This is a genomic window from Cupriavidus taiwanensis, assembly GCF_900249755.1.
Lineage (GTDB): Bacteria > Pseudomonadota > Gammaproteobacteria > Burkholderiales > Burkholderiaceae > Cupriavidus > Cupriavidus taiwanensis_D.
The window spans coordinates 1,907,233-1,918,992 of sequence record NZ_LT976853.1 but is presented as its reverse complement, the minus strand read 5'-3'; the positions used below and the strand labels follow the sequence as shown (position 1 = coordinate 1,918,992).

Annotated in this window: 11 protein-coding genes; 5 read left to right on the top strand and 6 right to left on the bottom strand. The window is 67.4% G+C overall.

Annotated elements, in window-relative coordinates:
• Positions 1-166 precede the first annotated feature (166 nt).
• Positions 167-418, top strand: a complete 252-nt coding sequence (locus tag CBM2594_RS08765) for a hypothetical protein (protein ID WP_116356493.1) — start codon at positions 167-169, stop codon at positions 416-418.
• 29 nt (positions 419-447) lie between these two features.
• On the opposite strand, the gene CBM2594_RS08760 is transcribed toward CBM2594_RS08765, so the two are convergent.
• The 6 genes from CBM2594_RS08760 to CBM2594_RS08735 all read right to left on the bottom strand — a co-directional run bounded on the left by CBM2594_RS08760 (position 448) and on the right by CBM2594_RS08735 (position 7,476).
• Complete coding sequence (locus CBM2594_RS08760) at positions 448-1,500, bottom strand: glycosyltransferase family 4 protein (RefSeq protein WP_116356492.1); 1,053 nt, start codon at positions 1,498-1,500, stop codon at positions 448-450.
• 176 nt (positions 1,501-1,676) lie between these two features.
• Entirely contained in the window at positions 1,677-3,218 is a 1,542-nt protein-coding gene (locus CBM2594_RS08755) for a TolC family protein (RefSeq protein ID WP_116356491.1), read from the bottom strand.
• A complete protein-coding gene (locus tag CBM2594_RS08750) occupies positions 3,205-5,220 on the bottom strand; it encodes an FUSC family protein (RefSeq protein ID WP_116356490.1) in 2,016 nt (671 codons plus the stop codon). Before CBM2594_RS08750 ends, CBM2594_RS08755 begins: the two co-directional genes overlap by 14 nt.
• Positions 5,201-6,250 (bottom strand): multidrug transporter subunit MdtN, encoded by a 1,050-nt coding sequence (gene mdtN / locus CBM2594_RS08745; protein WP_116356489.1) that lies wholly within the window; start codon positions 6,248-6,250, stop codon positions 5,201-5,203. The genes CBM2594_RS08750 and mdtN overlap by 20 nt, the downstream gene beginning before the upstream one ends.
• Positions 6,247-6,507 (bottom strand): YtcA family lipoprotein, encoded by a 261-nt coding sequence (locus CBM2594_RS08740; RefSeq protein ID WP_116356488.1) that lies wholly within the window; start codon positions 6,505-6,507, stop codon positions 6,247-6,249. Before CBM2594_RS08740 ends, mdtN begins: the two co-directional genes overlap by 4 nt.
• A gap of 252 nt (positions 6,508-6,759) precedes the next feature.
• Positions 6,760-7,476 carry a Crp/Fnr family transcriptional regulator gene (locus CBM2594_RS08735; protein ID WP_116356487.1) on the bottom strand — a complete coding sequence of 239 codons (717 nt, stop codon included), beginning with the start codon at positions 7,474-7,476 and terminating at the stop codon, positions 6,760-6,762.
• Between the two features lie 67 nt (positions 7,477-7,543).
• Here CBM2594_RS08735 and CBM2594_RS08730 point away from each other — a divergent pair, with 67 nt between their 5' ends.
• The 4 genes from CBM2594_RS08730 (at position 7,544) to CBM2594_RS08715 (ending at position 11,744) form a co-directional block, all read left to right on the top strand.
• Positions 7,544-8,071: a thiamine pyrophosphate-binding protein gene (locus tag CBM2594_RS08730; RefSeq protein ID WP_116356486.1), complete on the top strand. Its 528-nt coding sequence runs from the start codon at positions 7,544-7,546 to the stop codon at positions 8,069-8,071.
• 11 nt (positions 8,072-8,082) lie between these two features.
• Positions 8,083-8,676, top strand: a complete 594-nt coding sequence (locus CBM2594_RS08725; protein ID WP_116356485.1) for a thiamine pyrophosphate-dependent enzyme — start codon at positions 8,083-8,085, stop codon at positions 8,674-8,676.
• 12 nt (positions 8,677-8,688) lie between these two features.
• Complete coding sequence (locus tag CBM2594_RS08720; protein WP_116356484.1) at positions 8,689-10,320, top strand: GMC family oxidoreductase; 1,632 nt, start codon at positions 8,689-8,691, stop codon at positions 10,318-10,320.
• A 113-nt stretch (positions 10,321-10,433) separates the two neighbouring features.
• The gene (locus tag CBM2594_RS08715) at positions 10,434-11,744 is read left to right on the top strand and encodes an MFS transporter (protein WP_116356483.1); all 1,311 of its coding nucleotides are present in this window, start codon (positions 10,434-10,436) and stop codon (positions 11,742-11,744) included.
• Positions 11,745-11,760 lie beyond the last annotated feature (16 nt).

The window sequence follows — 11,760 nt, the reverse complement described above, 5'->3', positions numbered from 1 at the left end:
CAGGCCACCGCCGCGCCCGCAGCCTTTGGCGCCGTGCCTGGCGTTTTATCGTGGAACGAAAGTTGCGTGATTTTCGCTTCCCGGCAGGCAGCGCCGACAAAGCGGAGCCGGCCGGCACGGGAACAAGTCCTCAGACCGACCAGTGTGTCATGACAAGGAGTTGGAAATGAAACCAGGTTCCAGCGGAAAGACCGCAAGCAAGACTGCAAGCAAGACTGCAAGCAAGACCTCCGGCAAGACCTCCGGCAAGACCGGCGCGGACAAGAAGAACCCGGGCGCGCGCATGGACCGGGATGCCAGCCAGATCAAGAGCCGCAGCGCCGACCCCGGACAGAGCAGCTATGGCGGCTTCCGCAACGAGGATCCGCGCAGGCAGCACCAGGCTGACACCGGCAAGCCGAAAAAGCCCGCGCGCTGATGCCGCACTAATGCCACGCTAGTGCCGCACTACTGCCGCACGAAGGCCGCGATGGCCTCCGCGTAGCGGCGCACAACGGTGTTGCGCTGGTGGTCGGCCAGGAACAGGCTCAGGCCCGGCTCGCTGCGGTGCGACTCGCCCGCGCAGACGGCGAGCATCGTTTCGCACAACGGGTCCACGGCCGGCTCCACTACCCAGCCGAAGCCGTCGACAGCCTCGGGCAGCCCGCCGCGGCGCGTCACGATGACCTCGCAGCCTGCCGCCAGGCCTTCCAGTGCGACGATGCCGAAGGGCTCGTAGCCGATCGATGGCACCACCAGGCAGGCATGCTGCGCCAGCAGCGTGGCGACCACCGCGGGCCCCTGCGCGCCGGCAAAGGTCACGGCGCCGGCGCACCCCAGCGCTGACGCCAAAGCCACCAGCACCGCGTACTGCGGCCCGTCGCCGATCACCGTCAGGCGGACGTCGGGCCGCATTCCACGCAGTCTGGCGAAGCTGCGCAGCAGCAGGTCGACCCCTTTCTCGGTCACCAGCCGCCCGACAAACACGAAGCTGCCGGGCGGGCGCGGCGCGCAGGAGGGGACGAACACGTCGTCGCGATAGCCGTTGTGGATCACCAGCGGCTGTCCCGGCAGCCAGCCGGCCAGGTACCGGCTGACGCAGATGTTGTCATAGAAGCGCGACATCCAGCGCTTGATGTTTCCCGCCGTGAAACGCCGCGCCTCGCCATAGTGGCTGTACGGGCCGTGATGCGTCAGCACGATCCGGCGCCGCAGCATGGTGGCCAGCAGCACGTCGTAGAAGGTCAGGCCGACGAACACCACCAGCGGGTGCCGCAGCATGGCGCGCGCCAGTTCGACCAGGCCCGCCACGCGCGTGACCGGATAGGGGAACGGCGCGTTGTCGTCCGCCGCCGCCGGCGTGCGCGTCGCCAGTTCGATCCGATAGCCAAGCTCGGTCAGTCCGAACGCAAGGTCTTCGGCAAAGCGCTCCATGCCGCCCACGGACGGGTGGAACGGCACGCTGAATATCAGGATATCGGGCAGCGGCGGCGCGGTGTCCGGGGGCTCAGGCTGGCTCATCCTCGTTGCGCTCCATGGCTTGCACAGCACAGGCCCCGCTGAGGGGAGGCGGCTTTCAATCATGCCGGCAGCCGGTGCGGTCTTCGGTGCGCTGGCGCACGCAGGCCGCGCCAGGCGCGGCAGGCTGTCTGTCGCGGCAGCGACGGGCGCGTGCGCCCGGCAGGACGCGGGTCCGGCTAGTTGGCGCTTCGGCCGATTTCGCCGGTGGCCAACGCCAGCATGGCTGCGGCGGTCAAGGCGGCGCTGTACGCGTCGGCCGACGCATTGCGCGCCAGCAGCAACTGGTTCTGCGCGAGGTTGGCCTCGGTGACCGTGCCCACGCCACGCCGATAGGCGTTGTACGCCGCGTCATAGGTGATCTGCGCAGCGTCGGCCAGCGCCCTGGCGGCGTCATAGGCGGCCAGGCTCGATTCCAGCGCGCTCTGGCTGACCACCACCTGGCGCACCGATTCCTCCTTGGCGCGCGTCAGCTTTGCCGATGCGCTGTCGGCATCGTTGCGCGCCTGCGCCAGCGCGGCCGAGCGCATGCCGCCATCGTAGAGCGGCAGCGTCACGCCCAGGAACACGCTGCTGCCGTAGCGATAGCCGTTGAGATTGACCGTCGGCGGCTGCTGTCCCACCGGAGGGATCGCCGTGATGGCGGACCCGCCCGACGCATACGAGGCCGCCGCCGACATGAACACCTTCGGCAGGAACGCCGCTTCGGCCGCCTTGACGCGCGCCTGGCTGGCGCGCTCCACCGCGTAGGCGCCCAGCACATCCGGCCGTTGCGCGATGGCCTGCTCGACGATCTGCTCGACCGGGCGGCGCAGCGCCGGCGACAGCGGCCGCACGGGCATCTCGGCGATGCGCGGCTTCGACAGCGGGGAAATGCCGATGGCGTTGATGAGACCCAGGTAGGCATCGGTCTGCGCGCCTTGCGCCTGCACTTGCGCCAACCGGGTCTGGGCCTGGTTCTGCGTGGCCTGCGCCACCTCCACCACCGTGCCGATGCCGCGCTGGTAGCGTGACCTGGCCGCCGTCAGCACCGCATCGGCATTGGCCGTGGCCTGGTCGACCGTGGCCATGCGCGAGCGCGCGGCCTGGTAGCGGTAGAAGGCGACGCTGACCTCGTGGATGAGGCGCTGGTGCAGCGCGGTGAAGGCGATGTTCGCCGCCACCGTGGCCTGTTCGGCGGCTTCGACCACGCCCGCGCGCTCGCCGAAATCGAACAGCAGCCACTGCAGCGATACCACCGAGATCGCGCCGTGGCGCGATGTGTCGGTCCCGGCCTGGCCCAGCACGGTGGAACCGGTCAGGCGGCCGTTCTGCCAGCCGCCCATGGCCGCCACCGACAGCTGCGGCAGGTAAGTGCTGCGCGCGATGCCGGTGGCCAGCGCGGCGTTGCGGGCGTCGTTCCACGCCACCCGGGTCAGCGGGTTGTGCGATTGCGCCAGGTCGATCAGCTCGGGCAGCGTATAGGCATGCGCGGGATCGAGGGGAGCGGGCGGAGCGATCGTCGCCAGCGCGGTATTCGCGGGCAGCGCGTAGGCCGGTGGCTTGTCCGCGGGGGCGGATGCGGCGGGCGTACCGGCGACGATTTCTCCGGTCGCGCTGGTGGGCGCCTGCCACGGCCGGTCGGGCCGCGGTGGCGCCAGGTCGAGCGACGAGGTGGCACAGGCGCTCAGGGCCAGCACCGCAACCAGCGGCAGCAGCGCGAGCGAATCAGGTTTGCGCATGGGAGGAGGGGGCATTGGCCGCGGCCTGGCGCGTTTCGGACAAGTGTCGATCGACCAGCGCCAGCAGGGTGGCGCGGGCCTGGTCGCCATCGGCAACATCGGCAGCGGCTGACGGCGGTTCATCGGGCCGTTCAGTGGACGGTTCAGCGGTAGCGGCCGGGGCCTCGCCGGTTCGCAACGCATGCAGCCGCGCGGCGATCGCAGGATCGCCGGGGAACCGTTCCGCCAGCAGGAACAGGTGGCCGGCCACCGCGCCGAGCACCCTCAGGCGCTGCCGCTGCTGCGCGATCCATGCCGGCGAAGCCCCGACCGACGCAGGCTCGTACCGGGCCAGCACCAGGTCCTGCGCGATAGATTCCTGCAGTGCCATGGCGCTGGCGGCATGCTGGCGGCGCAGAGCGGACTGGTGCGCGTCAATCAGCTGCTGCCACTGGCTCGCCAATGCCGCCAGCGCCGCCTCGATGCGACCGGCGATGCTGACCGGCCAGATCCTGGTGAACACCAGGTACACCACCAGGTTGCCGATCAGGATGCCGATGACCCGATCCCGGGCGACGGTCAGGTCGAACGCCGGTCCCGGACCCTGGATCACGCACAGATAGAACGCAAACGCGACCTGGAAGCCCGCGTACGCGATGCGCGGCGAGCCCGATGCCACCCACGCCGACAGCCATGTGCCCGCAAACACCAGCGCCAGCAGCCCGGTCACGGAATCGAGCAGCGGCACGATATAGACCAGCGCCGCGGTGCCCGCCGCCGCGCCGACCAGGCACCCTGCCAGCCGCAGCGTGAGTTTTTCAACGGACTCCGCCACCGTGCCGAGCGCCACCAGGTAGCAGGTGATAAAGCAGGTATGGATGCCGGGCCAGTTCAGCTGCTGGTAGAGCAGGTAGCAGAACATGGCGGCGCCGGTGGTCTTCAGCGCGTAGTGGACGTGGGCAGGGTTGGTAAAGGCGTCGGGATCCAGGAAGCCGCCGGACTTGCCGGCGCGGGCATTGCGCGCTGCGTCCGTTGCCGGTGGTGTGGCGGCTGTGTCGTGTTCGGCATAGAGTTCGATGGCATCGCGCAGCGACTTCGCCACCGCCTGCTGCAGCGGCGGCAGCGCGGCGGCATCGGGCAGCGCCAATGCGATGTCGACCGGATAGCCACCGGCGGCGAGCATCTCCGCCATGGCATCGAGCGTATCGGCGATGGCTCCCGCGCAGGCGGCGGGCAAGCGCGCATCGGGCTGCCGCGCGACCTCGACGGCCATCGGGATGGCCATGGTCGACGCCGTCGCTTGCCGCAGCGCCAGCACGTCAGCCGCATTCGCGCTGCCTTCCAGCCGGGCCAGCGTCAGCCAGCCGGGCACGGGCTGGACGCCATCGCGCAATGCCGAGGCAAGCGCGGCGTCCTGCGCTGCCGGATCGCGCAGGCTGCGTGCCGCCACGCGCAGGCAATGCGCCAGGCGCTCGCCTGCGAGCCGGCGCGGCGATGGCCCCATCAGCAGGTTGACCGCCACGTTGGCGCCGACCGGGATGGCTACCATCAGCCAGGCATACAGCAGGCCGCGGGTGGCCAGCTCGCCGGCTGGCACCAGCCCCAGTTCATCCAGCCCGAAACCGACGACCATGGCCACGATCGCGCCGACCGGGCGCAATTTGCTGGCCGAGGTCAGGAACAGCAGCCCGGCCGACAACACCGCCATGCACGCCACGCGCAACATGGGGTTGTCCAGCGTGAGGCCGGCCAGCACGATCACCAGCCCGACGATCAGGCTGACCAGGACCAGCATGGCCAGGCTCAGTGCGATGCTGCTGGCGCGGTCCGCGCGGTTGATGAAAAAGATGACGTACGCGGAGAGGGCGGCCTCCGGGGTGCCGTACATCGCCGCGACCAGCACCGTCAGCGTGCTCGCCACCGCAATGCGCGTGGTGGCTTCGGCGCGGCCCGGCAACGGCGCCAGCAGGGCGCCGAGATCGGCAACGGCCAGGCGCGGCTTGTCAGCGGCAGGCCGCGCCATGCCGCACCTCGACGATTGCGCTCGCACCGACCCGGGCCAGGGCTTCCGGCGGCTCCTCCAGCCTGATGCGCACCGGGAACCGGTGTGCCACGCGCACCCAGTTCACCGACGGCTGCACATAGGGCAGGGACCGCGGCAGGTTGATGCGATCGGTATCGCCGATGCCGACGCCAATGCCTGCCACGGTGCCGCGCAGGGCAGTGCGCCGGTCGATCATCGAATAGACCGTGGCGCAGTCGCCGGGACGGATATCCGCCAGCTGGGTCTCGCGGAAATTCGCCATGGCAAACCACTCTCCGGTATGCACCAGCAGGAACAGCGACTGGTTCGGCAGCACGACTTCGCCGGCCAGCACCCGCAGGCCGCTGACACGGCCGGCGAACGGGGCGCGCACCACGGTATCGTCCAGCGCCCGCTGCGCGATGGCCAGCGCCGCCTCGCGTGCGCGCACCGTGGCCATGGCATCGTCCTCGCTGCCCACCGCCTGCGCCGTGGTCGCTTGCTGCAGCTGCGCCTGCTTCAGCGTCACCGCCGCGTCGCGCCTGGCAACTTCAGCCTGGTCCAGCTGCTGCTTCGGCACGTAGCCATCGGCGGCCAGCGGGCGCAAGCGCTCCACGGTCCGTTGCGTCAGCGCGTAGTTCTGCTCGGCGCGGGCAATCTGCTCGGCGGCGACGGAAGCGGTGCCGCGCTCCGTGCCGATGGTCCGGCGCCGCGTGCCCAGCATGGCCCGGGCCAGTTCCAGGTCGGCCTGCGCCTGGGCCAGGGTGAGCTGGTACGGCACCGGGTCGATTTCGAACAGCACATCGCCCTTGGCCACGTGCTGGTTTTCCGTCACCAGGATCCGGGCAATGCGGCCACCGACAGGCGAGGCGACGTGGATCAGGTCCGCGTCCAGCGTGGCATCGTCGGTCGATGGGTAGCGCACCGTCCGCTGATAGGCATAAACCGAAAGCGCCACGGCCAGCGCCACGATCACCAGCGCAATCACTTTCCCGCGCCACGGGCCGCGGCGCATGCCAGCCATTTTCATAGATGCCCCGTACCGATCAGCCAGACGATCTCGGCAACGATGAGGCCGATCGCCGTATTGACGAGCAGCTGGAAGCGGACCGTCTCCGCCCAGCCGGTTGCAACGAAGACACGCCAGGCGACCACGGCGCCCAGGATGCCGACCAGCGCGCTCAACAGCCAGAGCGGGAAATAGGCGCCGAACACGGCAAAGGAAGGTGCACCGGCACAGCCATGAAGGAGAACAGCCAATGCTGCGAGCGGTAGCCAGCGAGCCATGGGTCGGGGTGGTCAGTGAGGCACACTTGGAGTATCCCGGAATATAGCAGCGCGGGAGCGGGGTTGTCCAAGAGGCCGTCCGGGTTGGTCGTTCTGCCAGCCATGCTGGTCCTGGACCCGGTCGATACCTTCGACGCCGTGCTCAGGCCCGACGGAAAGTGAAGCTCGCCATCGCTCTGGCTTGCCTGCACCGCCAGACCTTTACTCATGGGCGCGGGGGACACATTGGACCAGGCCCGCGGCATATCCCTGTTACAAGTCTGCGGCAACAGCGTTCAAGGCTGCTACATCGAGAATCAGGAAATGCGAGTAGGTGATGCGGATGATCCCGTCTCGCTCAAGCTGCTTGAGTTCGCGGTTCACAGTGGGGCGTGACCGGCCCACCATGTCCGCAAATTCATCCTGCGACAGCTTCAGTGAGATCGCCACCCCCTCGTTGCGAGGCATGCCGTAGGGATCCAACAGATGCAATAGTGTGCGCGCGCAGCGCGTCCTCAGCGTTGCCAGCGAGCTTTCTGTGAGATTCGCGTAGGTGAGGCGCGATCGCAGGCACAGCAGCCGCATGAGGGATAACGCAAGCTCGGGTTCGTTGGCCAGCGTACGTTGCACCAGTGCGCTGCCGAGCAGCAGGACGAGGGTGTCCATGTGTGCCACCGCGTCATGGATCGCACCCTGTTCATCCAGCACCGGGATCAGGTTCATCAATTGCCCGGGTTCCAGATATCGCACCACGTGCCGCTTGCCGACCGCCGTGGTGGCGCTCACTTCGAGCACGCCATCGATGATAAGACAAAGATGGTCGACCGGCTCCCCCCGCCGCGTCAGGATCTCACCGCGCTTGATCAGCCGCAGCTGCCCCTCGTCGAGAAGCGTTTGCAATGTTTCTGCCTTGCAGGTGCTGAACCAGCCCGCGCGCCTCAGTACTGCTGAGGCCAGGTTGCGGTGGGACGGCTGGACGGATTCTGTCATGTTTTTTACAGATTTCTGGGAGACGTCTACCTAGAATCGCCGGCACATCAAGAATCAGGAGACAGCAATGACCGACGATCATAGCATCGGCGCTTCTACCTATATTGCTGCGTTGCGGCGCGCGGCAGTCAGCCACATTGTCACTGTGCCGGATTTCGTCCAGCTCGCGCTGCATCAGGCGGTAGAGCGTGGCGAGGGCGGCATGGACGTGGTTCGCACCTGTAACGAAGACCAGGCCGTTTGCGTCGCCGCGGGTCTGACGGTGGCCGGCAAGCGGCCGCTCGTGGTGATACAGAACCAGGGACTGTATGCCTGTATCAACACCGTTCGTGCCGTCGCGCTCGATGCGCATATTCCAACGGTATTCCTGATCGGACAGTTCGGCCGCGAAACCGAGAACTTCGAGAAACCGAGCAAGCAGTCGCGGCGCCGCGTGGTGAGCCTGCTCGAGCCCATGCTGGAAACGCTGGCAGTGCCGTACTGGCGGCTCGAGCAAGCGGATGACCTGGACGCGGTGCCAACCGCTTTCGACACGGCACGGTCGCGCCGCGGCGCTGCCGCGTTGATCGTCGGCCGCCCTGTGGCATGGCATTGAAGGAGAGCCGCATGCGAATCCTGGAAGCTTGCAAGCAAATCTCGGAGGCGCGCGGCGAGCGCGTGCTCGTGGCGACGATGGGAGCGATGTTCGCCTTCGATGCCCTCGGCGTGACTGAGTGCCGGCTTAGCTCGGTGCCGCTGATGGGCGGTGCCGCCAGCCTGGGCCTCGGCCTCGCATTGGCGCGGCCTGAGCACGGCGTGATTGTGGTCGATGGCGATGCGAGCCTGCTGATGCAACTCGGTGGTCTCGTTACGGTAGCCGATCGCCGGCCGGCGAACCTGATTCACTTCGTCGTGCAGAACCGGGCCCAGTTCGCCGGCGCCGCCAATCTGCCGGTGCCGGGCGGCCGAGACGTGGATTTCTGTGCGATGGCGCTGGGCGCCGGCTATGCGAGCGCACATCGCTTTGACAGCGCCGACGCGCTTGGTCTGGCGTTACCCGCGCTGTTCAACGCTCGGGGCCCTGTGTTTGTCGCGTTGGAGGTTGAGCCGGAGGCCGCGCAATTCGGCCCAGGGAAGCCCCAGCCGGAAATCCCGGACCGGCAGTTCCACCGAATGGGTGTCGAAGCCGAACAACTGGGCGCCTGGTACGCCTCACATTGAAGGGAGCATGAGTTGAATTCGCAGGCTGCAGAGACTTTCGACTACATCGTGGTGGGCGCCGGCTCGTCAGGCGCTACCTTGGCGACCCGCCTGGCCGAGCGCGGAAAGGGCAGGGTGCTGCTTCTCGAAGCCGGCGCCCCGCGCGACAAGGACTTCTGGGTGACGGTGCCGCTTGGCGTGGCCAAGCTGCTGCTCAATCCCGATTATGTCTGGCCGTTCAAGACCGAGCCCCAGCCTCAGCTTGCCGGGCAGCAGATCTACTGGCCGCGCGGACGCCTGCCCGGCGGTTCCAGCTCGGTCAACGGCATGATCTTCGTGCGCGGAGAGCCTGCGGAGTTCGACCACTGGGCGGCACTCGGCAACCAGGGCTGGGACTATGCCTCGCTGTTGCCGTACTTCAAGCGGCTCGAGAACACAGCGTGCGGCGACGATGAGGCGCGCGGCCGCAGCGGACCGATCAGCGTGTCGTCGGTGTCGAAGGTCCATCCGAATCCGCTAAGTGATGCCTTCCTGCAGGCTTGCCAGCAGGCCGGCATACCGGCGACAAGCGACTATAACGGCGGCCGCTACGAGGGCGTGAGCTATCTTCAGTTGTCGACCGGCGGCGGGCGTCGCTGCAGTACCGCCGTTGGCTATCTGCGCGGCAGGCCGCAAGCCAACCTCGTGCTGGCGACGGAAGCGGTCTGCACCCGTGTGGTGTGCGATGGACAGCGCGCTGTTGGCGTGGAGTACTCGCAGGGCGGTACCATCCGTCGCGCGCTCGCGGCACGCGAGGTCATCCTCAGCGCCGGCCCGATCAAGTCCCCGCAACTGCTCGAGCTTTCCGGCATTGGCGATGCGACGCGGCTGCAGGCACTGGGAATTTCCGTACGCCATCACCTGCCCGGTGTGGGGGAAAACCTGATCGACCATCTGCAGTCGCGCATCACGTTCGAATGCACGAAGCCGGTCACGCTCAATGAGATCGTGCGCAGCCCGCTGCGGCAGGGCTGGATGGGGATGCGTTACCTGTTGACCCGTCGCGGCATCATGGCTACCCCGTCGGCGACGGTCCACGCGCTGGCGCGTACTCCCGGACTGTCTGACCGGCCGGCGGTCAAGATCCAGCTTCACCACCTGACCGGCGCCGACCGCTATGCCGGCAAGGGCTTCGGCCTGGATCCGTTCCCCGGCTTCGCAGTGGGCTTCTTCCAGTTGCGGCCCGCCTCGCGCGGACATCTGCATATCCGCAGCACCGATCCGAACGAGGCGCCGGTGATCGAACCGCGCTATCTCGATACCGAGGGCGACCGGCATGCGATGCTGGAAGCATTGCGGCTCTCTCGCGAAGTTGCGCAGCAAAAAGGGCTGGCCGAATACGTCGCGCGCGAGACGCGGCCCGGCGCCGATGTGCGCGATGAAGCCGGCCTGCTTTCGTACATCAAGGCGTCCGGACAGACCTCATGGCATCCCGTCGGGACCTGCAAGATGGGCAACGACCCGATGGCGGTGGTGGACAGCCAGTTGCGCGTGCATGGGATGGCTCAGCTGCGCGTGGTGGATTCTTCGATCATGCCGACCATGTGCTCGTCGAACACGAATGCTGCATCGATCATGATCGGCGAGAAGGCGGCCGACATGATCCTGCCAGCGGCATACACCTGAGCCACCTGGGCAATGGAATTCTCTCGCGGACGTCTGGCGCAGGGAATCGAATCGAGCAGGGCGCGCCAGGACGAGCCGGTACGCATCAAAGAGACCAATAATCCGGAGACAACATGAGCACCACCTACCGACCCGCGACGGCATGGCGCATCGCGATCCTGCTGTTCCTCTTCATGGCGGTGAACTTCCTCGACAAGATCGTCGTCGGCCTGCTGGCCGTGCCGATGATGGAGGACCTGAATCTCACTCCCGCACAGTTCGGGCTGGTCGCCAGCAGCTTCTTCTGGCTGTTCGCGATATCAGGCGTCGTGGGCGGCTTCATTTCCAATCGCGTAGCCACCACTGGCATGTTGATGGTGATGGCGCTGGGCTGGTCGCTGTTCCAGATCCCGATGGCGCTGTCTTCCAGCCTGGCGGTGCTCGTGCTGGCGCGCGTGCTGCTGGGCGTTGCCGAAGGGCCTGCTTTCCCGGTTGCTGTCCATGCCTGCTACAAGTGGTTTCCCGACGACAAGCGCGCAGTGCCGGTGGCGTTCTTTTCGCAGGGCGGGAGCATCGGCCTGCTGCTCGCAGGCATCGCCATTCCGCTGATCACGGCGCACTGGGGCTGGCGCGCCAACTTCTACGTGCTGTCAGCCGTGGGCCTGGCCTGGGTACTGCTGTGGATAGCGCTGGGCAGGGAAGGCGCGATTGGATCGCGGCCGGCGCGCGGAACACCGGAGACAGGAGGCGATCGCGTGCCGTATCGCCGGCTGTTGAGCGACCCGACGGTCCTCGCCTGCTTCCTGCTGCATTTCGTCGCCTATTGGGGGCTTGCGCTGACGTTGACGTGGTTGCCCGCCTATCTCCAGCGAGGCCTCGGCTTCAGTGGCATCGAGTCGGGAAGACTCTTCGCAATGGTTGTTGCCATCAATATTCCCGTGGCCATTGGCACGGCCTGGCTGGCACAGCGGATGCTCGCGCGCGGCATGTCTTCGCGCAACGCCCGAGGCCGGTTTTCCGCGGCAATGCTGATGCTTGCCGGTGCGGCCTTCGTCGGTGTGTGGACAGGAGAACTGCCACCGCTGATCCGCGTTGCACTGATCGGCCTGGCACTCGGCGTCTCGCCCACGGTGTACTCGCTTGGCCCCGCCATGCTGGCCGAGGTCACCCCGGCCTCGCAACGCGGCGCCGTCCTGGCGTTCGATAACTCCATTGCCTCGCTCGCCGGCGTGCTGGCGCCGCTGGTGTCGGCCTACTTCATCGCCGGCATCGGCGGCGCGGATGGCTATCAGGCCGGCTTTGCGCTCTGCGGGGCGATCATGGTTTGCGGCGGCGTGCTCGGTGCGCTGCTGATCGACCCTGAGAAATCCGCGCGCGCCATGGCACGTCATCTCGATTCGCCAATGACTGGCAAGCCGTCCGGATCTCAGACGTTGGCCGGCTAAATGGGCCGACACTTAA

What these genes read in the sequence shown, in the direction of transcription:
- CBM2594_RS08765 (WP_116356493.1), top strand. Translation starts at nt 167, where the DNA reads ATGAAACCAGGTTCCAGCGGAAAGACCGCAAGCAAGACTGCAAGCAAG.
- CBM2594_RS08760 (WP_116356492.1), bottom strand. Translation starts at nt 1,500, where the DNA reads ATGAGCCAGCCTGAGCCCCCGGACACCGCGCCGCCGCTGCCCGATATC.
- CBM2594_RS08755 (WP_116356491.1), bottom strand. Translation starts at nt 3,218, where the DNA reads ATGCGCAAACCTGATTCGCTCGCGCTGCTGCCGCTGGTTGCGGTGCTG.
- CBM2594_RS08750 (WP_116356490.1), bottom strand. Translation starts at nt 5,220, where the DNA reads ATGGCGCGGCCTGCCGCTGACAAGCCGCGCCTGGCCGTTGCCGATCTC.
- mdtN (WP_116356489.1), bottom strand. Translation starts at nt 6,250, where the DNA reads ATGAAAATGGCTGGCATGCGCCGCGGCCCGTGGCGCGGGAAAGTGATT.
- CBM2594_RS08740 (WP_116356488.1), bottom strand. Translation starts at nt 6,507, where the DNA reads ATGGCTCGCTGGCTACCGCTCGCAGCATTGGCTGTTCTCCTTCATGGC.
- CBM2594_RS08735 (WP_116356487.1), bottom strand. Translation starts at nt 7,476, where the DNA reads ATGACAGAATCCGTCCAGCCGTCCCACCGCAACCTGGCCTCAGCAGTA.
- CBM2594_RS08730 (WP_116356486.1), top strand. Translation starts at nt 7,544, where the DNA reads ATGACCGACGATCATAGCATCGGCGCTTCTACCTATATTGCTGCGTTG.
- CBM2594_RS08725 (WP_116356485.1), top strand. Translation starts at nt 8,083, where the DNA reads ATGCGAATCCTGGAAGCTTGCAAGCAAATCTCGGAGGCGCGCGGCGAG.
- CBM2594_RS08715 (WP_116356483.1), top strand. Translation starts at nt 10,434, where the DNA reads ATGAGCACCACCTACCGACCCGCGACGGCATGGCGCATCGCGATCCTG.